The following is a 22,613-nucleotide window of genomic DNA, read 5'->3' as shown; positions in this document are numbered from 1 at the left end:
CGCCGGCCGGTGCGCCTGCGCGGCGCGCCGGCCGTCCCGCCTCAGTAATGCGGCGGCGGCGGCTCCGAGCCCCGCGGCGACGCCCGGGCGGCCGCCTCCTCCACCTGATCCCGGAGCATGTCCAGCTGCCGCGCCAGCCGGTCGATCAGCCGCCACTGCTCGGTCACGGTCCGGTTGAGGTCCTCGATCGTGGCGTCCTGCTCCATCAGGCGCATTTCCAGGCGATCGATCCGCGTGGCTTCGTCCATCTCCGACCTCCAGTCGTGCCGCGCCGAAAGCCGTCCCCGACCGGGACGGGTCGGCCTGTCGGCATCCGTGTCTCTACCTTGAAAGCAGTCCGACGACGGAGATGCCAACGCGGCGCGTCGCGGCCTCGGCGGCCCTGGTCGACGCGTCCCTCCGGATAAGTCTCGGAGGCGGCCCGCGCCCTTCCGTCAGTGGTCCGCCAAAGCCTTAGAGCCGTGCCCGGCCGCGTTGCGACGGGTTAGCGGTTTGCCGCGTTGAGTGGTGAAGGAGCCCTCGATGCCTTCACCGTTGTCTGTCGATCTGCGCGAGCGTGTCGTGGCGGCCGTGGCCGAGGGCGCCTCCTTCCATCGAGCGGCGGCCCGGTTCGGTGTAAGCGTGTCGAGTGCCAGCCGCTGGTCGGAGCGGTTCGCGCAGGAAGGCCACGTCGCGCCCAAGCCGACGGGCGGCGACGATCGTCTTCCGGCCATTGAGGGGCAGGCCGATCGGATCCTCTCCACCTACGAAGCCCGGCCCGAGATCTTCCTGCGCGAGTTGCGCGACGCCCTGGCCGCGCAGGGCGTGCAGACCAGCACGAGCGGCCTGTCGCGCTTCTTCGCCCGCCACGGCATCACCCGCAAAAAGGGGCTCTCTACGCGGCTGAGCAGGAGCGAGCCGACGTAAGGGAGGCCCGCCAAGCCTGGTTCGAGGCCCTGCCTGATCTCGATCCGGACACACTCGTCTTCCTCGACGAGACCGCGGCCGCCACCAACATGGCCCGCCGTTACGGACGCGCCCCGTGCGGTGAGCGGTGCCGGCTCCTCGTGCCGCAGGGCCACTACAAAACTACCACCGTCACAGCCGCCCTGCGCAGCACCGGCCTGTGCGCGCTCAGTCTCGTCGATGGCGCCACCAACGGCGCCCGCTTCCGCAGCTACGTCGCCGACAGCCTCGTCTCGGTGCTGCGACCCGGGGACACCGTCATCCTCGACAACCTGCCGGCCCACAAAGTCGCCGGCGTGCGCGAAGTCATCGAGGCGGTGGGGGCGCGGGTCCTGTACCTTCCGCCCTACAGTCCCGAGTTCAATCCGATCGAGCAGATCTTCGCCAAGCTCAAGCACCTGCTGCGAACCGCAACCGCCCGCACCGTGCCCGACCTCTGGGTTGCTATCCGCGAGGCCTTCACCCGCTTCACCCCAGACGAATGCCGCAACTGCATCACCGCCGCCGGATATGAGGGCGACTAGGCCGTCGCTACATAGGTGGGAACAGCTCTAGTTTCAAGCCGCCACGCTAGCCGCCCTGCGCCACGTCGCGAACGCCTCGGCTCGGAAGAGTCGGTGCGTGGGGGCTGAGACGAGGTGGCGGGGAACGGTGAAGGTGTTGTAGGTCGCTGCATGCATCGACAGGAACCGCTGGGCTGAGCCTGGCGACTGGAAGCCCTGCAGCTTGCGCTCTCGTCGTCGCACCGGGACGTGCGAGCTCTCGGCTCGATTGTTCGCTCGCTTGCGCTGGACGTGATCCGCCCTGCGAAGCCTCAGGTCACGCAGCGCAGCGCCGTAGGCCGGGCACCTGTCCGTGACCCACGCCTCGGTTGCCATCCCCTGCTTCTTCAGCAGCTTGCGCATCAGCTTCTGCGCCGCTCGCCTGTCGCGCTTGGGCTGAACCAGCACGTCCAGCACCTCGCCTTCCGCATCAACGGCCCGCCACAGGTACATCTGCCGGCCGCCGATCTTCACAAACACCTCGTCGAGATGCCAGCGCGTGTGCGGCTTGGGTCGCCGGGCTCGTAGCCCGCGCGCGATGACGGGACCAAAGGTTAGCACCCAGCGGCGGACGCTCTCGTACGTGACGATGATGCCGCGCTCGGCCAGGAGCTCCTCGACATGGCGGAAGCTGAGGGTGAAGCGCAGGTACATCCACACGGCGCGCTGGATGATGTCGCGCGGAAAGCGGTAGCCGGAGTACGAGAGCGGGCTCATGCGGCCCGGCTACGATGCTGGATCGGTCGCGGCAAGCCGGCGACCTTGCCAACGTGACAAGCCCCCGTCATGGCCTCGAAGCATGTCGGCGCCGATGTGAACTACGCCTGGCCGACCGCGCAGATCGCGGTGATGGGCGCGAAAGGTGCAGTCGAGATCATCTTCCGGAGCGAACTGGGCGACCCCGAGAAGATCGCGGCCCGGACCGGGGAGTACCAGGATCGCTTCCTGTCCCCGTTTGTCGCGGCCGAGCGCGGCTACATCGACGAGGTGATCATGCCGCACTCGACCCGCAGCCGGATCGCCCGGGCGCTGGGCATGCTCCGCACCAAGAAGATGGAGCAGTCCTGGAAGAAGCACGACAACATCTCGCTCTAAGGCGGCATTCTCATCATCGTGTCGCCAGACCGGGAAGGGGAGTTCGAAGCCCGTGATCCGATGGCAGCAGGACTACCGTGGCTGGCGCATCTGGCAGGATCAATCAGCTTTTTATGCGCGCGAACCAGCTTGCCGCTATTCAGCCTGCACACTCACTGCAACCAGCCTTCGCCGTCTATGCACCGGCGTCGATGCGGTCGAGCGCTCGTATGCCGGGGAGCCGGCACCGATCTGGTATCTGTTCGCAATGGCCTTTCCCGGATTCGGTCCGATTGATCTCAGCGGCGTCGAATAATCGACGTCAATAAAAAGTTAACATTCTTAAATACGATCTTTAGACTGAATGTGAAACATAGACATTGAACAAACGACGACCTGCCCCAAACGGATCGGAATGAGTTCGCAAAGGTCCATTGTAAGCGGTGCTCGTGACTTGCGCTCGGGTTAAGTGTCGCGGTTTCTACGCCGATCGACAGGTCTGGATATGGCCTCGTGCGGCCGGGGAAATCATGGACATGATGCCGAGGCTGCGAATCGGCGGCCGGATCTATAGCCAGGCCATGTACTCGCAGTCCGACCGTACTGACTCAAATATCTTCAATATGGGCTACCCGTCCGCTTTTCGGGCGTGTCGCAAACGCGAATAGGCCGACGTTCACGGCTCGTTAGGCATACCTGCCGAGCTTGCCGCTCCGCTTTCGGAGCCGGCCCATGATCCTGTCTGTCATCGCTGCCAAGCTCAAGCAGCGCGCCAAAGCCGACTTCAGGGKCCGGCAYTTCGAAGCCGCGCTCAWCGTSCAGGCMGTCTCCTGGTACCTGCGCTACCCGCTGAGCTACCGCGACATCGAGGAGTTGTTCCTGGAACGCGGYYTGGAGGTGGACCACTCCACCCTGAACCGCTGGGTCCTGGCCTACGCGCCGCTGATCGAGAAGCGGCTGCGCCAGTTCCGTCGGCCGCACTGCGGCTCGATTGGGGTCGACGAAACGTACATCAAGGTGCGSGGTGAGTGGCGCTACCTCTACCGGGCCATCGACAAGCACGGCACGTCGGTGGACTTCCTGCTCACCGCCCACCGCGACCTCGACGCCGCCAAGCGGTTCTTCCGTAAGATGCTCCAGGATCAGCCGCTCCTCGCCCCGGACCGCATCGGCACCGATAGCGCTGGACCGTACCCGTCAGCCATCGCCGATAGCCGCGAGGCGGGTCTGCTGCCGCGCACGCCGGTCCACTACGTCACCAAGCACCTGCAACAGGGGATTGAGAGCGACCACTTCCGGGTGAAACGGGCGATGCCGCGGGTAGGCGGCTTCCGTTCGTTCCACACAACCCGGCGCACGATCTGCGGCTTGGAAGCCATGCTGTGGCTGCGCAAAGGCTTCGGCTTTACCGGCGCGTGGACCGTCCGGGAGCAGAACCGGCTGCTCGAGGTCTGCTTCGGACTTCAAAAGGTTAAGGAAATCTGAAGCCGCGGTTGAACCGGCCACTCCTGCTACCTACGCCACGGTTTGCGACAAGCCCCGCATGTCTACGACGGGTATTTTAGGACTCCGTTGTAGGGAAGCGGGTCCAGCGCGCGACGTTCGGGCGCGCCGGATAAATTGAGCCTCAGTGGGAGACGGCTTCGAGCACCTTGCCCCGGGTCTCTACGCCTAGCGTGAGGACGAGGATTGCGGCGATCAAAAAACCACCCGCGCCGACCTGAAAGGCCGTGGCCGGGCCGTAATCCCGCACCAGCACCGGCACGATCATCGGCCCGAGAATGGCGCCGATCCGCCCGAAAGCCGAGGCGAAGCCGGCCCCGGTCGCTCGCGCCCGGGTCGGATAAAGCTCCGGCGTGTAGGCGTAGAGACAACTCCACATGCCGAACATGAAGAACTGCATGACGAAGCCGGTGACGAATAGCCAGGTCTGGTCGACGGCGTTGCCGTAGAGGTAGGCCGCCACCGCCGCGCAGATCAGGAACGCCGCCGTCGTAGCCTTGCGTCCGACCTTCTCCAGCATCAGTGCCGCGGTGAAGAAGCCCGGGATGCCGCCGACCGTGATCAAGGTCACGAAGCCCACCGAGCCGACGATCGAGAAGCCACGCTCCTTGAGCAGCACGGCGATCCAGGAGTTGAGCCCGAAGAAGCCGATCAGGGCGAAGAACCACATCCCGAAGGCCATCACCGTCCTTAGGCGGTACTCGGGCGAGAACAGCGTCGCAATCGGGTTCTGGTGCGGCACGGGCGTGGAAGCCGCGGCCGTGATGGAGGGTGCAACCGGCGGCAGCGTACGACCAGTGGCACGCTCGACCTCGCGCTCCATCATAGACATAACCGCGTCTGCCTCGGCATGGCGACCATTGTCCGCGAGCCAGCGCGGTGACTCCGGCATGGAGCGGCGAACCACGAGCACAACCATCGAGAGTAGACCCACGATGGCGAACGCCCAGCGCCAGCCGAGATAGGGCAGGACGAAGAAGCTGATCGCCCCCGACAGCACGTAACCGATCGCCCAGAAGCCCTCCATGAAAGCGATGTACTTGCCGCGCACATTGGCTGGCACGATCTCTGAGACCATCGCTTGGGCCACCGGCGCCTCTCCGCCGACGCCGACGCCGATCAGGAAGCGGCAGACCATCAAGGCAGTGAGGCTCCAAGCAGCAGCCGCGGCGAGGCTGGCGAAGCCCCAGACCAGCATTGTGACCTGAAATACGGTCTTGCGCCCGAACTTGTCCGACGCGGTGCCAGCGATCACGTTACCGATAAGCTGGCCGGCAAACGTCATCGCCGCAAGCTGTCCGGCCTCGGTAGGGGTCAGCCCGAAGGCGACGACGATCGAACCGAGCAGGAATGTCAGAAGCGCGACATCGACTTGGTCGACAAGCCACGCGGAGGCGATGATCGCGAAGATCTTCCGCTGGTAGCCCGACATCGGCAGCCGTTCAAGGCGGCCGGCAATGTCGGTTGTGGCCGCCGCGGCGACCCGATCGGAAGCGGTCAGTTCGATCCCCGTCCCGATCGGAGGGTCAGTGGCAAGGCGCATGGTGGTCTCTCCCTAGACGCTGCTCCACGGACGCCCAAGGCATTTGCCTTCGGCCTTCATACGGCTTGTTGAGGCTGCAAGCCCTCCCGCCTCCCCAATGGAGAGGTCGGCGGTCATGCATCATTTTTCTCTGTTTCGCTTTCTAGACAGCTCGAATTTCTCTCATATTACCCAGAAATAGTAAATGTAATTCTCTTTTGCGCGGATAGCACTGAGTTATAACTTTCAACCTCCATCTCCTGCGTTTCTTCTCCGCCTTCGCGCAGACGAACATTTCTCGCGGGCGTCCGATGAGCCGAAAGTCAGTTAACCTGCCATCTCGAGAGGTGCACGCGACTTCGAGCTACAGGGGAGGGAGGTCGGTTGCTCGATCGGGGTTCACGCGGCGCCCGGCTAACACGTGAGGGGAGGCACTTTTCCGGCACGCCAAGACACTGTTCGCGATGGAAAAGGCTGCCGGGCGGCTGCGACGCCGGAACCCGCGGCAAAGAGGCAAGGAGAAAGCGGCGTCGGTCCGCGCCGCGGGTGGCGAAGATGCCGTTGCGACAGAGACAGGCTTCGTCCTCGATTGAGCACTCGGGAGCGGGCTGAACCGGCATCGTTTCCTCGGTCTCTAGTTCAGACCTGAACCGGATGCAGTAACTGATGATCAGAGGCCTTACGCCGGCCGATGCATGCTAATGGTCGATATACTCTTGCTAAAAGTGCTCACGCTCCGATCCGCGGTCTCAGCTAAGGCCAAGGCCTCGGATGAGCAGGACGGCGATGGCGAGGAGCACGGCGAGCGAGGCGGTGACCGCCAGCGTCACCCGGCCGCCGACCTGAGCCAGCACACGCACGTCAACACCCAGGCCCAGCGCGGCCATCGACACGATCGTGAGGAAGCCGGCGAGCCGAGAGGCCGGCAGGATCCAGGCATCCGGGATCAGCCCTAGCGAGCGCAGCGTGGCAAGCGCCAGGAAGCCGAGGATGAACCACGGCACCAGCTTAAAGAAGCCGGGCCGGCCCGGGGCGGCCTTGCCCGTGGCTCCCTCCGCTGGCAGGCGCGGGGCAATCAGCGACAAGGCCAGCACCACTGGTCCCAGCAGTAGCACCCGCACAAGCTTGACCAGCGTGCCCACTTGCGTGGCGAGCGGGCTCACCGGGAGCGTCGCGGCCAGCACCTGCGGTACTGCGTAGACGGTGAGCCCCGCCAATACGCCGTACTGGTGGTCGTTGAAGCCGGCGAACGGCACGAACAGGGGCAAGCCGAGCACCATCAGCACGCCGAGCACCGCCGTGAACGCGATGGCGGCCGCCACGTCCCGGCTGTCGGCACCGATGACGGGCGCCACCGCGGCGATGGCCGAATTGCCGCAGATCGCGTTGCCGCAGGCGATCAGCAGCGCCATGCGCACCGGCAGGCCCAGGGCGCGGCAGATGGCGCAGCTCGCCAGGATGGTGAGCGCCACCGCCCCGATGATGCCGGCCAGGAGTGCAGGACCCGACGCGACGATCGCCCCGAGGCTCACCGAGGCTCCGAGCAGGGTGACGGCCACCTCCAGCACCTGCTTGGCCGAGAAGGCGATCCCGGCCTTGAAGCGCGCGTCCGGCATCCAGACGGTGCGCAAAGCCGTGCCGAGTAGGATGGCGAGGACCAGGGCCTCGACGTAGGGGTGGCCGGTCAGGTGCTCTTCGCCGACCTGCAGCGCCTGCGCCGCGCCGGTTATGACGAGGCACAGAAGCAGCCCCGGCAGGAGGCTACCGGCCGCTCTGGCCCAGGAGGATCCGGGGGCGCGGTTGGCGGGTGCGGCTCCCGCCGCGACAGGGCCGGCAATCCTAGCGGTCATGGGGTGGCCTCCCTGTGCGGCGGAAGCTTTCAGTAAGTCGCGCCGAGATACGCGGAGATCGCCTTGGCCTGCTGCTCCTCGATCGGCGCGCGGTAGACCTTGATCATCTTAGTCACCTCTGCGTCCCAGAACGCTTGGCCCTTCTTCGGCGGCTGCATGGCGATGTAGTCGGCCGAGTGGCAGGTCAGGCAGTTCTCCTGCGCGGCCCGGAAGCCGGCGGCGTGCGGGGCCTCCGGGGCCGGCCGGAACTGGGCCGTGGGCTCCGGCAGCGCATAGGTCTCCGGCGCAGCGCGCGCGGCTGTTACGGCCAGGGCGGCCGTGAGCGCGACGGCCGCGGCGGGCAGCACGATGGACCTGATCATTTCGATCCTCCTCAGGCCGCTGTGACGCGGGTGGTCTCGACGACGTTGCGCATGTAGCCGGCGGGGTTCCAGCGCGGCTCCATTTGCTGTGTGCCGCCATTGTTGCCCGTCGCCCGCACGCGCAGGGCGTGGGCGCCCGGCGTCAGGTCGACCTCCGCGGTCCAGGTGCGGAAGGCGTAGCGGCCGAGATCCGGGCCGAGCTTGGCCCCGCTCCAGGTCTTGCCGTCGTCGGCCGAGATCTCGACGGCCTTGATGCCGGAGCCACCGTCGAAGGCGATGCCGCGCAGGGGCAGGCGGCCTGCCTTCACCTGCGCGCCGTCGGCCAGGTTCGTGAGGAACGAACGGATGTTGAAGCGGCCGATCGGCACCGTCTTGTCCGGCGCCTTGCCGGGTTCGGTGCAGGCGCAGGCATTGTCGGGGATGCGGTAGGCGCTCTTCATCCAGAAGCCCTCGAAGGGGTGATCGAGGACGGTGATGCTGTCGAGGTGCTTGACCCAGTAGGTCCCGTAGAAGCCCGGCACGACCAGGCGGAGCGGGAAGCCGTTCAGCCAGGGGAGGTCCTGCCCGTTCATGCCCCAGGCCAGCATCACCTCGCCGTCCCGGGCGTGGTCGAGGGTCAGCGCCTTGGCGAAGTCCGGCGTCTCGGGCAGGACCGGTCCGTCGAGGCCCTCGAAGGACACCTGCACGGCGCCGGCCTTCACGCCGGCCTTGTCGAGCACGGCCTTGAGCGGCACGCCGGTCCAGCGGGCGCAGCCCATGGCGCCGTTGGCGAGCTGGCCGCCGGCGATGCGCGGCTCGAAGAAGCCGCGGGAATTGCCCGAGCACTGGTTGACCGCGACGATCTCGGTCTGCGGCATCGCCCTGAGGTCGGCCAGCGTGAGGGAGAGGGGCCGCTCGACATGGCCCTTGACCGCGACGCGGAAGGCCTGGCGGTCGATCTCGGTGGGAATGTCGGCGAGGTGGTAGCGCACGAAGAACGCGTCATTCGGCGTAATCGCGCCCGCGTCGAACACGGCGAACGGCGTCTCCAGCTGCGGGGGGCGCGCGGTCATCTGCAGCAGTGGCCGCTTGCCCGGATAGGCCACGAGTGGCCGCTCCCCGTTGCCGAAGGGCAGCGTCGCCGTCCCTGCGGCATCGGCCCGGCGCAGGCCGAAACCCGCACTGGCGAGTGTCGCTGCAGCGGCGCCCTTCAACAGTTCGCGTCTCCCGAGGTCCATTTCCAACTCTCCATTTAGAAACAAAAGTCGGGTTCCGGCCATCCGCCCGGCTCTCAGGTCACTGTCGTTATCAAGTTTATCGGTCGATTGTTGCTGCTGTAAATTACAACCTTTTCTTTCATGCCGCAGATAAGTCGGCCAAGAACATGGACAATTTCGGGCCACCCGTCACCCTGATCCCCCTCACGAGGTCTTTACCTGCGAACCTGGCAGGTGCCGGATAAGCGATTTGAAACGGTCGCCGCTCGATCCGGGATCTGATGCCGGATCTGCGAAGCGGCATCCGTTCCGTTCGGCCAGGAGAAACGTTCGGCCCGTGCGCTCCGCACTCCGGTTAAGACGCAGGATGCCTCGGGAGCCAATACATTTTCCCTTGGAGCTCATAGGCAGCCATTATCAGGTTGCATGCGTTGTCGCGGCGACAATGCGCGATCTGCGGAGGGGACATGTTCATTGTGCAGTGCCGTTGGACTGTCGGCCGCGTTAGAGGATGCAGGCCTTAGGCCCTGGCTTGGTGTTTGGACGCGAGCCGGTCGCACAGGTGCCAACCATGCGGCCGCCTCAGGAGTGGGATGAAATTGATGTACGCGGCGATCGCAGAAGCACTCACCATCACGTTCGGCTTTGCCCTAATTCAGCGCTTTAGAGCTTATCCCAAAGCGACGGCCGTCGCTCTGACGGTCGTCATCGCGACGCTGATTTTCACGATCGGAGCGGTCTTGGATCAACACCTGATCGGCGAATTGTGCACTTCTGGGGGCAAAGCTTACTTTCCACACCCGTATTGCAACGGGCTCGAGAGCTACTGAGACGGCGCCCGATCGCGGGATTTTCTCGGAGGACGACCGTGGATCCCGAACCCATCGCGCGAGTGATCGGGATCCACGGCCAGGCACGACGAACCAGATCGCGAACCTCGGAGCGGTGACGAGGGAGCGACCTCGGTGCGTCAGCCAGCTTTGCTGACTGTATCTGGAGCGATGCCGGGGTTGCTACGGCGCAGAGATTCGGGTCCGAAGATGTAGGCGAGCAACGCGCAGAGCAAGACTGCGCAGGAGTACTTCATAGCGTCCCCCATCCCGCCCTCGGTCACACTGGCAAGCCAAGCGATGCCGAGCGGCGCGAAGATCGACGGGAGCCGGCCGATGGCGACCGCAGTTCCATAGCCCGATCCGCGGATCTCGGTTGGGAAAAGCTCGGCGACATGCACCATGCCGATGGCCCAAGATCCTCCTATTCCGCCGAACGCGAGCATGCCGGCGAGAATGAAAAGGGGAATGGAAGCGGTCGAGAACATGACCCAAAGGGCCGCGCTCAAGGCCAGAAGCGTGATCGAGCCCGCCAGTCTCCGGCCAACGCGATCTGAGGCCATCCCACAGATGATCGAGAAGGCGAACATCGAGAGATTAAACAGCCCGAGGGTCGCAACCGCCGTAGCCGTTGTCATCTTGAGCGTCGTGACCATGAAGGGTACTGCAAACACTGTCTCGGCGTAGTAGATGCAGGCCAGCGAGACGTAAATCAGCGATCCCCAGATAAGGTTGCGCCGAATTTGCGGGTTCTGCTTCATGGCAGCAGTGAGAGAAACACGTTCGCGCTTGGCTTCCTTCAGCTTGGCCATCGTGGCGACGTAGGACGGGCTTTCCTCGAGCTGGAGGCGGACGAAAAGGATAACGACAGCCGGCAGGATCGCAAGGAAATACATTGCGCGCCAACCCAGCCAATCGAGGATCAGCGCTGAAACGCCGGCCGCGTAGACGACGCCAATGGCATAGCCTGCGAACATCCACCCAGCGCCGAGGCCGCGGTTCTTGCTGTCCCAGGACTCGACGACATAGGGAACGCCGACGGTCAGTTCTCCGCCGCCGCCGACCCCAGTGAGAAACCGGCCGAGGGCGAACGAGATCGGGCCGGTCGCGAAGCCGGTCAGGGCCGTCACGCTCCCATAGGCGAAGATCGAGAATCCGAGCGTCTTCCTGCGGCCGATCTTGTCGCCCAACATCCCGAAGACGCAGCTGCCGAGCATGTAGCCCGCGATGAAGATCGAGCCGATGGCGCCCATCGTCTGAACGCCGACCCCGAAGTCCAGCGCGATGAGAGCTAGAGTCATGCCGTAGATGTTGATCGCATAGGCATCGAACAAATAGCCGAGCGTCGCCGCCAGTGTGATCGTGTTGCGGGCCTTCTTCGTGATCTGAGGCTCTTCGAAGGGAATCTCGTGCGCTGATGTTGCCGAGCCAATTGGAACAGCCCCCTCGGTAATGACCCCGACACCTGACGACATAACGTTCTCCTCCCAGTTTATGTTAGCCGTTTGGTTGCTCGATCTGACCAACAGCAAGCCCCATCGTCACAACTCAGCCACAGCGCGCTCTGCCAGTCGGACCCGACCGCTGGTCTTTGGTTTGGCGTAAACCTGATTGTCGACCGACCGTTCGACGGTCTCGAGTCCCTGCCAGAGCGAGCGTTAGAGCTCCCAAATCGCGAGCACAAAGTTCGATGCAAACCTCCATGTTGCAGCGCAAAGACGTCGCCCTTCGATGATTGGCCGCTTATCACCGCTGCGGCTAATATTTATTTGGAAGTTAGCGATAGGAGCTGTCTATTAGTTTGCCCGCGCAGGGGTTCGATTGCGCGCGAGCGCCCTGCAAACGGCAGACTGCCGGGCGCTCACGCGTGAGTAAATTAGGATCGGGCTATGGGCCGATCCGAATTTTCTAATATTTTCGCGTTCCGAGCGAGAACAGACTGGTCACGTCCTGCGGACATCGGTCCGGCAACAGATCCATCGGCTCGACCTACCAGGCCAGCTGAAACGTCTCGCCGTTCGCGAAACTCAATAACGAAGGCAAACCGGGAGGATTTGAAGTGGCAGATGGAGGCAAAAAACCCATCGTCGACATGCGGAGTCGGCCGGCTTTTCTGCACAAATTTTTTGGTTCAACACCGGATACTCCGGAATATGGCGTCGTCCGTTGGCTCAACAAACGCGTCGGGAGCCGGGATGTCGATCACTTTACCCGTGCCCGCGATGCGGCGGGCTTCGTCGCCGAGATGGACGAAGCGGGCATCACGGCGGCCGTGATGGTCGCCCGGAGTGTCCCGGGTGTGCGGGTTACCAACGACGCACTGGCCGATGTGGCCGCCACGGCTCCGAAGCGGCTTCTGGGCGTGGCGTCCGTCGATCCCGTGGAACTCGGCCCGGACGGCGCGCTCGAGGAAGCGACCCGGGCCATCCGGCAGCTCGGCTTGACGGGCCTCAACCTCGATGCCGGCTTCTACAAGGAGCCCCTCAAGGCGCATGACGATCGTCTGATGCCGCTCTACGAGCTCTGTCAGACCCTGGAGGTGCCGGCCTTCATCATGTCGGGGCCGACGACGCCCGATCTCGCGTTCAACGATCCGTTCGCCGTCGATGTGGTCGCGAAGACGTTTCCCAAGCTGAAGCTCGTGTGCTCACACGGCTTCTACCCTCGCGTGCATGACATCGTCACGGTCGCGTTCCGGAACGAGAACGTCTTCGTCTCTCCGGACATGTACACATTCTGTCCCGGCGGAAAGCTGTACATCGAAGCGGCCAACGGCTTCATGAAGGACCAGTTCCTGTTCGGAAGTTCGTATCCGTTCCGGCCGATGCGTCAGGGTGTCGATGATTTCTGCAACCTCGGCCTCTCGGCGGAAGCCTTTGCGGCAGCGACCTACCTGAACGCCGGCCGCATCTTCGGAATGAATTTCGAGCGATGAACCGTCGTCCCTGAACTCAGCGCGCGCCCTGCAGGCCCGGCACGGGGACCTGGGGGCGCGCGCATCGCGCTGAATAGGGAGTCGAAACCATGGCGGAGCCTAAGCCTTTCCATCCTGACGTGAACGATTTCCGGAAGTTCAACGAGGCGCAGCATCAGGTCCACAGCCTCCTGCAATGGGTGGCCCGCGTCGAGAACAGCTACGGGCCCGACGCGGGAACGCGGGGGTCGGTCAGGCTCCGCTGGTGCGACGAACGACGCGCCATCAGGACCCACGGCCTCGCTGACGGCCTGGAACTCGAGCTCCGCGTCGCCGAGATGGTCCTCCAGTTCCTCGAGGACGGACAGCCCTCGAATCACGCGTTCTCGGCGGAAGAACATTCGCCGGCGCATGCCGAGGCATGGCTGCTGATCGAATTGCTGCACAGAGGGGTGGACCGATCGAAGTTCACGAAGAACCTCCCCTATGACGCGTCCCAGCTTCTCTCGGGCGATGGCCAGGACTTCAGCCCCGAGCAGTATCGGGAGGAGTTGACGCTTCTGGCCGAGTGGATGTCGCACGCGGCGCATGCGCTTCGGAGTGCCGATCCTCGGCAAGGCGGCGCGACCGACAGCGGAATCCTCGTTCGGCCCGAGGATCTCAGCATGGAGCTGGAATGCGCGACCTGTGTCGTTGGCTTCAGGCCCGTGGGATCAGGTCTGGACGAGCCGCATTTCTACGTCCGTGGATGCGACGGCCAGAAGCGCCGGAGCGAGGACGTTGTCGCGGCCTCGCAGATCTTCAGGCATGCTGAGGGCGCCCAGCTCGAGGCCTTCGTGCGCGGCCACTAAGACCGCACCGAAAGGCGTCCGTCCTGGCTCCCCGGATCTCGTTGTCCGGCGAGCCGGTCCCCGATCTCGGGCCCGGCTCGGTTCGTGTGCGATCCCCGGCGGCGGATCCTGATCGGTCCGGTCAGACCCGCTCGGATTTCTGCGGCAGGCCGAAGCTCGGGCAAGCCAGGGGCGGGAGCGTGGCGTTCCAATCGGGGGCCGGCACGTTCGACGTCCGGCTCAGGATCTGGTCCAGGCCGCCGCGCTTGTTGAGGTTCTTCACCGCGGCGACCAGGGCACTCGCGATCGGCGTGAGAAGCTCTCCCTCGGACCAGTACAACCCGACATCTTGGCTCACGACCGGATCCACGAGATCCAGAGCTTTGGTTCCCGGATGGAGACCCGGCATGCGGGTGAAGTGCTCGGGGATGATCGTACAGAGGCCTCCGAACTGCACCTGAAACATCAGGTGCAGGATCGACTCGGATTCCAGCTTGGGCTCGGGGTTCAGACCGATCTTGGCAAAGACGCTGTCCACGAAACGGCGTTCATGCATGGACGGGCGCAGCATCGCCAGAGGAAGCCTCGCAGCCTCGTCCCAGCCCATGGTCGTGCGGTTTGCGTATTCCGGAGTGTCCGAGACCAGGATGCAGCTCTTCTCGGTGTAGATCTTGATCGTATTACGTCGCCCGAGTTCCGCCTCGTCGAGGTATGTCAGAGCCGCATCCAGAGTGAAGTTGTTCAGCCCGACCTTCATCGCGTCGTGGCCGATGAAACGGACATCCATCGCGACGTTCGGATGCTTCTGTCGGACAAGCTGAAGCAGTACCGGCAGGACGGGCGACATGGAGGGCATCGCCCCCATTCTCAACCGTCCGGACAGATTGGCGCGCATCTCCGCGATCTCGTCGCGCATGGCGTCGCAATGCCCGACGACTTTGCGCGCCCACTTCGCGACGATCTGGCCTTCGGCCGTCAACCCGTGGAAGCGTTGTCCGCGCCCGCGAAGAAAGACCGGTACTCCGAGTTCAAGTTCAAGCTGTTTGATGCCCACCGAAAGGCTCGGTTGAGTCACGTGACACTTCTCGGCTGCCCGGCCAAAATGTTCCTCGTCGACTACGGCCAAGAGATAGTTGAACTGACGCAGGAACATTGGCGCTCCGCCCTATCGGCACTCTTTCACATCAGCCCCGCAGCCGCTGCATTATAATGCTACATGGTGAGGAGCGGAAAGTAAAGCTATCCGGGCGAGGGACCGCGCCCGCGTGGTCCCAGAGGGCAGGACTACGCCCTAGCGAAACGCCAAGGTCGCGGCCATGATGCAACTGGTCCCCAGGAGGACGGTCGCGGCCACAGTCCGAAGCGCCCTCTGTTCGATGCGGTGGGACACCCAGGCGCCGGCCGGGCAGCCGACCACGAGGCCTATGGTGAGAGCGATCGCGATCGCGTAGTCGAGCGAGCCGAAGAGCATCGCCCCCCCGGTCGCCGTGATCGCCACCGGGATCTGGATCGCCTGGCCCAAACCCACCGCACCGAGCACCGGGAAGCCGAGCCACATGAGAAGGGGCACGAGGACGAGCGGGCCGCCGGTTCCGGTTACAGCGGAGATCAGGCCGACCAGGCACCCGACCAGCATCGCGCTGGCGACGCCGAAGGCGATCTGCGGGCGCGGCGCGAAATCGGCCCGGCTCTTGAGGAGGCTGTGAAGGCCCGCACCGCCCGCGAGGCAGGCAATCGTCGCCTGGACGACGAAGGGATCGGCGGTCCGAACGATCCAGGCTCCGGTCAGCGCGCCGGGGACTGCCCCCAGGCACAGCAGCCCCGCGAGTTGGTTGTCGATCGACCCGTTCCGGCCGAACGCGAGCGTTCCGGCGAGTCCGGTACCGATATAGCCCACCATGGCCGCCGCCGCCGCCGTTCCGACCGGAACGCCGAGGGCGAGCGACAGGATCGGCACGATGATGACGCCGCCGATCCCGACACAGCCGATCATCAGGCCGGCGAGGGTGCCGACGAACAGCAGATTCAACGCGAGCGGCGTGGCGGCGGCGGCGAGCATGCGAGACTATCCGAACTTGTCGTACCGGATGCGATCCGGCGTGACTGTGCCGCTGCTGATGAGCGTCCGAAGGGCTCCATCGACCATCGGTGGCGGCCCCGCAAGGTACGACATCATCCTGTCGGTGAAGCGCCCCGCCATGGCCCGCCCGCAGACCTCATGCACCATGCCGGTGGCGAAGCGAACGCCCGGATGTGCGGCCTCCGTCGGACCCTGAGGCGGGGCCTCCGACAGAGCGATCGTGACTTCCAGATTCCCACGCGCCTTGTCCACGTACCGGCTGAATTGCTCGAGATAGAAGCAATCGTCGATCGTCCTCACCCCGAAGAACACGTAGCCCTTATGGGCATCGAAATGTCCCTCGTTCGTTGCCCGCTCGAGGATGGACATCATGCCGGCGATCCCGGAGCCGCCGGCCACCATCAGGAGATCGTGATCTTCATCGGGATGGAACGTGGCTCGGCCGAGGGGGCCGAAGACATCGACGGTATCGGACGCGACCGCGCGCTCGAAGAGCCAGTCTCCGAACCCACCCCCTGGCTTGCGTTTCACCACCAGCGAAAGGCGGCGGGTCCGGCGCTCGTAGTTCACCATCGAGTAGGCGCGCATACCCTCCAGGCCGGGGACCTGCAGCAGGACGAACTGCCCGGCGTCGAACACCATCGGTTCGGCGAGAACGACGTCGAAATGGAGGACGTCCGCGGTCAGCCTGTCGAGCCGCTCGATCCGGCCATTGTGGTGGGTCGGGCACGCGTGTCGCGGGAATCCTTCCACGACGTTGGCCGGAACCCGAAGGGAGCAATCCCCCAGCGGACGGGTCTGGCACATCAGGATATCGCCCTTCGCGGGCTTGATCTTCGCGTGGCCGGGCGCGTCCGGCCAGCCATTGGCGACCTCGCCCGAATCCAGGCGCGCCCGACAGGATCCGCAGGTTCCCGAGGCGCATTCGTAGGGCAGTGTGAGGTTCTGCCTGAGGCCCGCCAGCAGCAGGGTCTCGTCCCGGCCGCAATCGAACGTGACGGAACCCGCCTTGGACTGCACCTGTACGCGGACGGCGCCCGCCGACGCGGTCACCGCGCGATCGAGCAAACGACCGCCGCCGCTCAGCTCCGATGGCGACGCGTCCACGTCAGTTAAAGAAATCGTCGTCATCGTCGCCATCCTCGTCGAAATCGTAGGTGATCTCCCCGTCGATGAGGGCGAGAACCTTGCCGCCTTCCTGTTTGACCTCGTAGGTCTTCAGCTCCTTCTCGGTCTCGCCGATCATCGACAGGGTCTGGAGATCCCACGCCCACAGATGCTTCGTGCAGGTCAGGATGCAGTTCGCGATCACGCCGGATTCGGCGAGGGGCTCCTCCATGTGCGGGCAGATCGGCGGCATGGCCCTGAAGCCGGCGCCATAATTGGCAACGAGCACGGAAACGCCGTCGACATCGACCAGCTTGACGGCGTTGGTCCCGATGTCCGAGGCGTCGCACAGATACTTCCAGCCCATGTTTCCTCCGCGGAGCGCAGGTGGCTTCAATCCTGTTACGGCATTCCAAATAGACGGCGGGCAAGACTGGAACACAGGCTCCGGCTGACCGCCCGAAAACGGACGGCATCCGTCAGATCGGCCAATGCGACCCTTTGTCGAGGCGTCGGTTCTGAAGCCGGACCTCGCGATCGACGAAGATAGGACGCCCCTCTTCGATGCGGAATTTGTCGATGTACTTGCCGACGAGAAACAGCCTGCTCTCTCCCGAGTCGACATGCGAATTGGTGCCGTCGAGCAAATGTTGGTAGACGGCGACAGAGCTGACAGCCGTCGCATTCTTGCCGTCGGCATCGACCTCGACAGTGCAAACATTCGTGTGGCGACTGAGGGGCGAGTGATCGGTGTTGTGCTTGGGGAGGAGCTTGATCAGGCTCTCCATGTCTTTCCGGCTTCCCTGGAGATACGTCATATCTTGGCTGATCTCAGGACTGTACGACTTGATCGCATAATTAAAGTCGTCGGCACAGAGATCGAGCCAATCGTTCCAGCGTTGATCGTCCAAGTAGACGGTCGCTCGGCCGATCGCCTCGCGTACGGCGCTCGCAGCGTCCATGGCGAAACCCTCCCGTTTGTCTTTGTCTGTCGTCGAGTCTCTCGCGTGTGCCGGGCAGCGGCCCCGGTTGGGTCGCCGCCCGGAGATCGTCCGCTATTCCGCAGCCATAAGTTCTCGCTCGGCGAAGACCTTGTCAGGATCATTTGGCATGCGGTTCATCCAGCGGCCCCACTCGTCGTAGTAGTGCCGCATGCCGTTCTCATCGTGGATCGTCTGGTTCTCCTGACGGCCATGAAGTATGCGGCGGGGCTCCGAGCCCGGTCGCATCGTCGTGCCCTGACCCTGCACGCCGATAAGATCCTCGTGCAGGTTCCGGCCGAACGGCCCCCAGATGGAGTTGTGGTGATTGATCCGGGTCTGCCGATCTTCCTTGCTGTCGCTCTTCAATCCCAGGCCGCGGAACTCGATCATGAGCTTGTTCGGGCCTAGCGGAGTAACCGTGTCGCACCGGAGCGCCGAACCGCGCAGGTTGAAGTTCATGCCCGGGAATAGGTCGATCATGTACCATTGGTTCGGCGGCAGATGCGGGAAGGAGAGCCCAGCCCGGCTTTCAAACCCCTCATACTGGTCGTAGTTCACCTCGAACGTACCGACCACGATGTGACCGTTCTCGAAAGCTTCGTTCTTTCGAGCGAAGTACGCGTCGTTGAAGCCGGTGACACGGTTGTGATAGTGCATGAAATCGTGATAGAATTCGCAATTCGTGTCGTGCCAAAGCTTGTAGTTCGTTTCCACAATAGCCTTGTGGTAGTGGAAGACTTCGAGCGGCTCCGCCTCCAGAGTCTTGCGCAGGCATTCGAACGGCTTGCCCGCCCAATCTTCGAGTGAGACAGGATTGTCGTCGAGGTTAACCCAAACGAAGCCACCGAACTTGACCTCGCACCGGAGGCGGCGAAGACCGACGTCCTCCTTGCGAAGGCGGTCCTGATATCCCTCCTTTTCGCGGCTCACGTAGACGCAATTCCCCTTCATGTCGAACTGCCACGCATGGAACATGCAGGTCATACGCTTGGGGTTTCCGGACGGCTGGGGTTCGAAGAAGCTTCCCGCCGGGCGCCGTTCGATGATCATCCCGCGATGGGGGCAGACATTTAGGAACGCGCGGATCACGTTGTCCGGGCCGCGGCAGACGACGACCGGTTCACGCGCTATGCTCGTGGTTCGGAAGTCGTAGGGCTTCGGGAGTTCGGATTCGTGACAGACGGGGATCCAGGTCTTCTTGAAGATCTTCTCCATCTCCTCCTCGAAGATGGCCTCCTCGGTATAGATGCGGCTGTCGATCCACTCGCTGCTCTCCAGGGGCGGATTTGCGGTCCACTGACTGTGGTTTCTTGCAGGCATCTGGTCTCCTCCCAGTACAGCCACGTCACGTGTCACTGTGGCGGGCTTCTCACGCCCGCCACCAAGTGATCGATGCCGTTAGCCACGAGGGCGGGCAGAAGATCGTCCTCGTGAAGCGAACGATGTACGTACGCGCTCATAAGGACAATGCTCTCTGCACTCACCCGGGGCGCCACAGCACTCGGCTTAGGATGGACCAGGGAAGCAGCGGCCGATAATTGAATCTTTTTATGGGCTCATAGATCCGGCAGGCGACAGGACGTAGATCTGACCGGCTGGTCACGCGCCGAAGGAGGGCGTTCCGGAGTCCGGCCTCCAGAGGAGGTGACACCCGAGAATCCGCCCGATCCATTCTGAAGCGGAACGGCGGCGCTGGGGGATCGTGACGGCCTCAGCGCAGGGAACGGCTCCGGCGGGGTCAGTCTAGGCGGCGCCTACGCACTACCGTGAGCACGAGGGCCGTCGCCGCGGGCGCGAGTGGCGCGAACATCGCGCTCAGAACATTGAGCCTGCTGCTGCGCGGCAAGCTTTTGCCTGTCCGACCACTCTGACTGCCATAGGGGGGGTGGGCCGTACACCCGCTCACCAGACCGCTCTTCCGGCTACGCGGAGTGCGGACACGTCGTCCTCACCCCCGGACAATCCTGCGCAGACATCCCGGTGACCGAACTGTTCACTCCTGCCAACGGTTGCGAAAGCCCCGACGCTCTTCCGGTCCGGCGAGCCCTAGTGCTCTGACGCCAACAAAGCGTACACGAGGTAGCGCGCTTTTTCGAAGCGATAGCAGCAAGTTAGCGGGCAAGCACGAGATGCGTTCGTCGGCGTCTAGGCACTAKGCCCAAGCTAAGCGACAAGCTCAAAAATGACCTCCTCCGAGCCCGGCACGCTCCCCAGTCTCGCAGTGGTCGTGAGAGCGGAATTGTGGCCACAGGTCGGGGTTATCGACGCCGGCGCCTATCCGGAGGCGGTGTTGCAAAGGTTCTGCACTGCCGGTGTCTTCGAGCAACACCCTGAAGCTGCTCTACCTGGTCTTGAACCACTCCGAGAAGGCGTGGGAGATGGCCCGCGTGAGTGGGTCATGGCCAAGGCGCAGTTCGCCGTCTTCTTCGGTGAGCGCTTTACCCGTGCCATGGCGGCCTGATGTTCAACCCGCCGCACCTACACAAAATTTCCGACAGTCCCCAATGACGTTCCGCAAGCAAACAGCTAACGCAGCCATTGCGCCATGACCACGCAGGTCAGGACACCGAGCGCAGCCGCGATAGTTGGGCCAGTAATCACTTCTCCCAACAGCAACCAGCCCCAGGCCAGCGAAAGAACAGGCTGCGCGAGCTGAAGCTGGCTGATCCGCGCTACGCCGCCGAGAGATAGGCCGCGATACCAGGCAAAGAAGCCCGCATTGCTGACCACGCACAAGTAGGCGAAACCAGCCCAGGCAGCGGGTGTAATGTGTGCAAGCAGGACGACATCCAGCTCTATCAGTGTGATCGGCACCGTGACGGGCAGTGCCAAAATGACGGCAATGCACATGACCTGCACGCCCCCCAACTCCCGAGCTAGCGCGCCACCCTCGGCGTAACCCAGCGCGCAGAGCACGACCGCAGCGAGTAGAAGCGCATCCGCCCACTGAAAGCTGCCCCCTCCTTGCACGAAGACGAAGCTGAGCACACACGCGACGCCAGCCAGAACAGCGATCCAGAACCGCAGTGAGGGGTGCTCTCCTGCGCGAAATACCGCCATGACTGCGGTGGCTGAAGGGAGCAGGCCTGCAACGACGACGCCATGTGACGCGGGCACGTGAGTAAGGGCGAGAGAAGTGAGCAGCGGAAAGCCCAGCACGACCCCAACTGCGACCACTGCGAGCCGGGGCATCAGTCGAAAAGAGGGCAACGGCTGGCGCATTATCACTAGCGTGAGCAAGGCTAGGACGCCAGCGACCGCTGCCCGACCGATTCCGACGAAACTGCCTGCTATTCCTCCAGCCACCGCTAGGCGGGTTACAGGCAGCGAGACCGAGAAGGCGAGCACGCCGACGCTTCCCCAGACCAAGCCTTTAGCTCGGTTTCGACTTGCGTCCGTCTTTACGCTTGACGAGCTGAGGAACGCGCGCATCGAAACGGAATATAGCCTTGAAGCCCAGATAGAAACCAGGAATTTCTGGCCTGAGTCTCGCACTGATCCGCCCCTTAGGAGTGGTTCTCCGTCAGGTTTGGTGGAAGGGTCAGCGTGACGGCTGGCTCGTGGCGAAGATCGTCTCCAAGGTACAGATCGAAGCATGACCTTGCTTTGCCCTCTGCCCGGCTGTCGCCTCGTCCCTGTCAAGCGCGCCGCCCTCATGGTCGCCGCCGAAACTCCACACGATCACGTTCGCTGCCCGACGTGTCGAACCGTGAGCACGTCGGTCCATAGCCGGTATCGGCGACGGCCCGCCGAACTGCCGGTCAGCGGCAAGGCCGTCCAGCTGCAGTTGGAGGTTCGGCGCTTCTACTGGCGCAACCCGGCTTGCCCCCGGCGCACCCGCTCCGAGCGGTTCCAGAAGCCGCTCAGCCGCCATGCCCAGCGCACGCGCCGCCTCACTGACGCGCATGCTCGCACCAGTCTCGCGCTCGGTGGCCAGCCCGCCGCCCGGTTGCTCGGGCATTTGGCTATGCCGACCAGCGCCACAACCCTGTTGCGGACGAAGCGCGTTTGCCGCTTCCGAACGCCGACGGCAGCACGTTATCGGCATCGACGATGGGGCGCTGCGCAAGGGCCGAACTGGACTTGCTTCAGTTCAGTGGGGAGCGGTTTGGTGGGCGATGCCCCTCTCGAACTGGGTGGGGYTTGTGAAGCCGAGTGCCGAGTGACGGCGTCGGGGATTGTAGAAGCCATCGATGTGACGGGCCAGCGCGGCGATAGCCTCGGCTCGCGTCTGGAACGCGGTGCGCCAGACCAAAGGGCACGTCGCAACGCAGCCAGTGCAAGTTCCTTGTGAAGGCGATCGCCCACCGCCCAGCCCACGACCCGTCGGGAGTACAGATCGAGGACCACCGCCAGGTACAGGCTGCCATACGTCTCGTGCGAGAGCGTGAAGGCGGAGCGGACGTGGGCAAGCAGCACGAGAKCCTCGCGCTGGCGCGTCGAGGCCGGGCGGTTCTTCCAGGCGAAATAGCCGCTCGGACTGACGTCGAGGACCTTGCACAGGCGCGCGACCGGGAAGTCCTTCTTCGCCGCGTCGATGAGGCGGAACCTCATCGACTTCCCTCCTTGGCGAAAAAAGCTGTGGCCCGCTTCAGGATCTCCCGTTCCTGACGCAGCACCTCGTTCTCGCGCCGCAGGCGCTTGAGCTCGGCGGCCATGTCCTCCTGCCGATCGGCCGGCGGGTGATCCATCTCCCGCTCACGCCGGCCGTCGATCCAGGTGCGCAGCGTCGAGAGCCCGACGCCGAGATCGGGGGCTACCTCGCGGCGGGACCGCCCGCTCGTCTGCGCCCATCGCACCGCCTCAGCGCGAAACTCAGGGGTAAAGGTCTGCTTCCGGTCTGCCATCGGAAACCCCCTCCTTCAGGAAAAGAGC

General features: G+C 64.1%; 20 protein-coding genes and 4 pseudogenes. 9 read left to right on the top strand and 15 right to left on the bottom strand.

The features are described 5' to 3' along the window. Positions 1-41 precede the first annotated feature (41 nt). Positions 42-248, bottom strand: coding sequence for a SlyX family protein (locus AC1DXK_RS15450; protein WP_457107717.1), 207 nt, complete (start codon positions 246-248; stop codon positions 42-44). A 274-nt stretch (positions 249-522) separates the two neighbouring features. Between AC1DXK_RS15450 and AC1DXK_RS15445 the strand changes: the two genes are divergently transcribed. Next, positions 523-1,469 (top strand): IS630 family transposase gene (locus tag AC1DXK_RS15445; protein ID WP_477298271.1). Its coding sequence is split into 2 segments (ribosomal slippage): positions 523-868 and positions 868-1,469, totalling 948 coding nucleotides; the frame shifts between segments, so codons are not numbered across the junction. A gap of 33 nt (positions 1,470-1,502) precedes the next feature. On the opposite strand, the gene AC1DXK_RS15440 is transcribed toward AC1DXK_RS15445, so the two are convergent. Then, complete coding sequence (locus AC1DXK_RS15440; RefSeq protein ID WP_456686439.1) at positions 1,503-2,204, bottom strand: IS6 family transposase; 702 nt, start codon at positions 2,202-2,204, stop codon at positions 1,503-1,505. A gap of 66 nt (positions 2,205-2,270) precedes the next feature. Here AC1DXK_RS15440 and AC1DXK_RS15435 point away from each other — a divergent pair. The 3 genes and pseudogenes from AC1DXK_RS15435 to AC1DXK_RS15425 all read left to right on the top strand — a co-directional run. Next, positions 2,271-2,582 (top strand): annotated as a pseudogene (locus AC1DXK_RS15435) (carboxyl transferase domain-containing protein); the annotation flags it as partial. Positions 2,583-2,634: 52 nt separating this feature from the next. Continuing rightward, the gene (locus AC1DXK_RS15430; protein WP_456687047.1) at positions 2,635-2,877 is read left to right on the top strand and encodes a hypothetical protein; all 243 of its coding nucleotides are present in this window, start codon (positions 2,635-2,637) and stop codon (positions 2,875-2,877) included. A 416-nt stretch (positions 2,878-3,293) separates the two neighbouring features. Next, positions 3,294-4,046 (top strand): IS6 family transposase, encoded by a 753-nt coding sequence (locus AC1DXK_RS15425; protein WP_477298268.1) that lies wholly within the window; start codon positions 3,294-3,296, stop codon positions 4,044-4,046. A 142-nt stretch (positions 4,047-4,188) separates the two neighbouring features. Here the strand turns inward: AC1DXK_RS15425 and AC1DXK_RS15420 are convergent, their stop codons facing one another. The 4 genes from AC1DXK_RS15420 to sorA all read right to left on the bottom strand — a co-directional run bounded on the left by AC1DXK_RS15420 (position 4,189) and on the right by sorA (position 9,015). Next, positions 4,189-5,607 carry an MFS transporter gene (locus AC1DXK_RS15420; protein ID WP_477298266.1) on the bottom strand — a complete coding sequence of 473 codons (1,419 nt, stop codon included), beginning with the start codon at positions 5,605-5,607 and terminating at the stop codon, positions 4,189-4,191. Between the two features lie 728 nt (positions 5,608-6,335). Continuing rightward, complete coding sequence (locus tag AC1DXK_RS15415) at positions 6,336-7,436, bottom strand: YeiH family protein (protein WP_457107742.1); 1,101 nt, start codon at positions 7,434-7,436, stop codon at positions 6,336-6,338. A gap of 29 nt (positions 7,437-7,465) precedes the next feature. Then, positions 7,466-7,798: a SorB family sulfite dehydrogenase c-type cytochrome subunit gene (gene sorB / locus AC1DXK_RS15410; RefSeq protein WP_457107743.1), complete on the bottom strand. Its 333-nt coding sequence runs from the start codon at positions 7,796-7,798 to the stop codon at positions 7,466-7,468. 11 nt (positions 7,799-7,809) lie between these two features. Further along, the gene (sorA, locus tag AC1DXK_RS15405) at positions 7,810-9,015 is read right to left on the bottom strand and encodes a SorA family sulfite dehydrogenase catalytic subunit (RefSeq protein ID WP_457107744.1); all 1,206 of its coding nucleotides are present in this window, start codon (positions 9,013-9,015) and stop codon (positions 7,810-7,812) included. Positions 9,016-9,596: 581 nt separating this feature from the next. Between sorA and AC1DXK_RS15400 the strand changes: the two genes are divergently transcribed. Further along, positions 9,597-9,824 carry a hypothetical protein gene (locus AC1DXK_RS15400; protein WP_477298264.1) on the top strand — a complete coding sequence of 76 codons (228 nt, stop codon included), beginning with the start codon at positions 9,597-9,599 and terminating at the stop codon, positions 9,822-9,824. 140 nt (positions 9,825-9,964) lie between these two features. On the opposite strand, the gene AC1DXK_RS15395 is transcribed toward AC1DXK_RS15400, so the two are convergent. Continuing rightward, the gene (locus AC1DXK_RS15395) at positions 9,965-11,299 is read right to left on the bottom strand and encodes an MFS transporter (protein ID WP_457107746.1); all 1,335 of its coding nucleotides are present in this window, start codon (positions 11,297-11,299) and stop codon (positions 9,965-9,967) included. Positions 11,300-11,916: 617 nt separating this feature from the next. On the opposite strand from AC1DXK_RS15395, the gene AC1DXK_RS15390 reads away from it, so the two are divergent. Together AC1DXK_RS15390 and AC1DXK_RS15385 are read left to right on the top strand one after the other, a co-directional pair. Beyond that, entirely contained in the window at positions 11,917-12,759 is an 843-nt protein-coding gene (locus tag AC1DXK_RS15390; protein WP_457107756.1) for an amidohydrolase family protein, read from the top strand. Between the two features lie 89 nt (positions 12,760-12,848). Then, positions 12,849-13,589 (top strand): hypothetical protein, encoded by a 741-nt coding sequence (locus AC1DXK_RS15385; protein ID WP_457107747.1) that lies wholly within the window; start codon positions 12,849-12,851, stop codon positions 13,587-13,589. Positions 13,590-13,710: 121 nt separating this feature from the next. On the opposite strand, the gene AC1DXK_RS15380 is transcribed toward AC1DXK_RS15385, so the two are convergent. The 6 genes from AC1DXK_RS15380 to AC1DXK_RS15355 form a co-directional block, all read right to left on the bottom strand. Next, complete coding sequence (locus AC1DXK_RS15380) at positions 13,711-14,721, bottom strand: LysR family transcriptional regulator (RefSeq protein WP_477298261.1); 1,011 nt, start codon at positions 14,719-14,721, stop codon at positions 13,711-13,713. 138 nt (positions 14,722-14,859) lie between these two features. Continuing rightward, entirely contained in the window at positions 14,860-15,627 is a 768-nt protein-coding gene (locus AC1DXK_RS15375; RefSeq protein ID WP_457107749.1) for a sulfite exporter TauE/SafE family protein, read from the bottom strand. A gap of 6 nt (positions 15,628-15,633) precedes the next feature. Continuing rightward, entirely contained in the window at positions 15,634-16,701 is a 1,068-nt protein-coding gene (locus tag AC1DXK_RS15370; RefSeq protein WP_477298259.1) for a 2Fe-2S iron-sulfur cluster-binding protein, read from the bottom strand. A 55-nt stretch (positions 16,702-16,756) separates the two neighbouring features. After that, positions 16,757-17,122, bottom strand: a complete 366-nt coding sequence (locus tag AC1DXK_RS15365; protein ID WP_457107751.1) for a Rieske 2Fe-2S domain-containing protein — start codon at positions 17,120-17,122, stop codon at positions 16,757-16,759. 112 nt (positions 17,123-17,234) lie between these two features. After that, on the bottom strand, positions 17,235-17,717 hold the full coding sequence (locus AC1DXK_RS15360; protein ID WP_457107752.1) for a nuclear transport factor 2 family protein: 483 nt from the start codon (positions 17,715-17,717) through the stop codon (positions 17,235-17,237). Positions 17,718-17,810: 93 nt separating this feature from the next. After that, entirely contained in the window at positions 17,811-19,058 is a 1,248-nt protein-coding gene (locus AC1DXK_RS15355; protein ID WP_457107753.1) for an aromatic ring-hydroxylating oxygenase subunit alpha, read from the bottom strand. 1,010 nt (positions 19,059-20,068) lie between these two features. On the opposite strand from AC1DXK_RS15355, the pseudogene AC1DXK_RS15350 reads away from it, so the two are divergent. Continuing rightward, positions 20,069-20,199 (top strand): annotated as a pseudogene (locus AC1DXK_RS15350) (IS256 family transposase); the annotation flags it as partial. Positions 20,200-20,264: 65 nt separating this feature from the next. Here the strand turns inward: AC1DXK_RS15350 and AC1DXK_RS15345 are convergent. Beyond that, positions 20,265-21,170: a DMT family transporter gene (locus tag AC1DXK_RS15345; protein ID WP_477298256.1), complete on the bottom strand. Its 906-nt coding sequence runs from the start codon at positions 21,168-21,170 to the stop codon at positions 20,265-20,267. 163 nt (positions 21,171-21,333) lie between these two features. Between AC1DXK_RS15345 and AC1DXK_RS15340 the strand changes: the two are divergent. Continuing rightward, positions 21,334-21,817: pseudogene (locus AC1DXK_RS15340) on the top strand (transposase family protein); the annotation flags it as partial. Positions 21,818-21,831: 14 nt separating this feature from the next. Here the strand turns inward: AC1DXK_RS15340 and AC1DXK_RS15335 are convergent. Then, positions 21,832-22,585 (bottom strand): annotated as a pseudogene (locus tag AC1DXK_RS15335) (transposase). Positions 22,586-22,613: the final 28 nt, after the last annotated feature.

The organism is Methylobacterium sp. P3_A11 (assembly GCF_056403155.1).
The sequence above is the reverse complement of the archived record's forward strand: the minus strand, read 5'-3'. Positions and strand labels throughout refer to the sequence as shown.

Bases quoted from the DNA above. Each gene is read 5' to 3' on its own strand.
- AC1DXK_RS15450 (WP_457107717.1), bottom strand. From the start codon at position 248: ATGGACGAAGCCACGCGGATCGATCGCCTGGAAATGCGCCTGATGGAG.
- AC1DXK_RS15440 (WP_456686439.1), bottom strand. From the start codon at position 2,204: ATGAGCCCGCTCTCGTACTCCGGCTACCGCTTTCCGCGCGACATCATC.
- AC1DXK_RS15420 (WP_477298266.1), bottom strand. From the start codon at position 5,607: ATGCGCCTTGCCACTGACCCTCCGATCGGGACGGGGATCGAACTGACC.
- AC1DXK_RS15415 (WP_457107742.1), bottom strand. From the start codon at position 7,436: ATGACCGCTAGGATTGCCGGCCCTGTCGCGGCGGGAGCCGCACCCGCC.
- sorB (WP_457107743.1), bottom strand. From the start codon at position 7,798: ATGATCAGGTCCATCGTGCTGCCCGCCGCGGCCGTCGCGCTCACGGCC.
- sorA (WP_457107744.1), bottom strand. From the start codon at position 9,015: ATGGACCTCGGGAGACGCGAACTGTTGAAGGGCGCCGCTGCAGCGACA.
- AC1DXK_RS15400 (WP_477298264.1), top strand. From the start codon at position 9,597: ATGTACGCGGCGATCGCAGAAGCACTCACCATCACGTTCGGCTTTGCC.
- AC1DXK_RS15395 (WP_457107746.1), bottom strand. From the start codon at position 11,299: ATGTCGTCAGGTGTCGGGGTCATTACCGAGGGGGCTGTTCCAATTGGC.
- AC1DXK_RS15390 (WP_457107756.1), top strand. From the start codon at position 11,917: ATGCGGAGTCGGCCGGCTTTTCTGCACAAATTTTTTGGTTCAACACCG.
- AC1DXK_RS15385 (WP_457107747.1), top strand. From the start codon at position 12,849: ATGGCGGAGCCTAAGCCTTTCCATCCTGACGTGAACGATTTCCGGAAG.
- AC1DXK_RS15380 (WP_477298261.1), bottom strand. From the start codon at position 14,721: ATGTTCCTGCGTCAGTTCAACTATCTCTTGGCCGTAGTCGACGAGGAA.
- AC1DXK_RS15375 (WP_457107749.1), bottom strand. From the start codon at position 15,627: ATGCTCGCCGCCGCCGCCACGCCGCTCGCGTTGAATCTGCTGTTCGTC.
- AC1DXK_RS15365 (WP_457107751.1), bottom strand. From the start codon at position 17,122: ATGGGCTGGAAGTATCTGTGCGACGCCTCGGACATCGGGACCAACGCC.
- AC1DXK_RS15360 (WP_457107752.1), bottom strand. From the start codon at position 17,717: ATGGACGCTGCGAGCGCCGTACGCGAGGCGATCGGCCGAGCGACCGTC.
- AC1DXK_RS15355 (WP_457107753.1), bottom strand. From the start codon at position 19,058: ATGCCTGCAAGAAACCACAGTCAGTGGACCGCAAATCCGCCCCTGGAG.
- AC1DXK_RS15345 (WP_477298256.1), bottom strand. From the start codon at position 21,170: ATGCGCGCGTTCCTCAGCTCGTCAAGCGTAAAGACGGACGCAAGTCGA.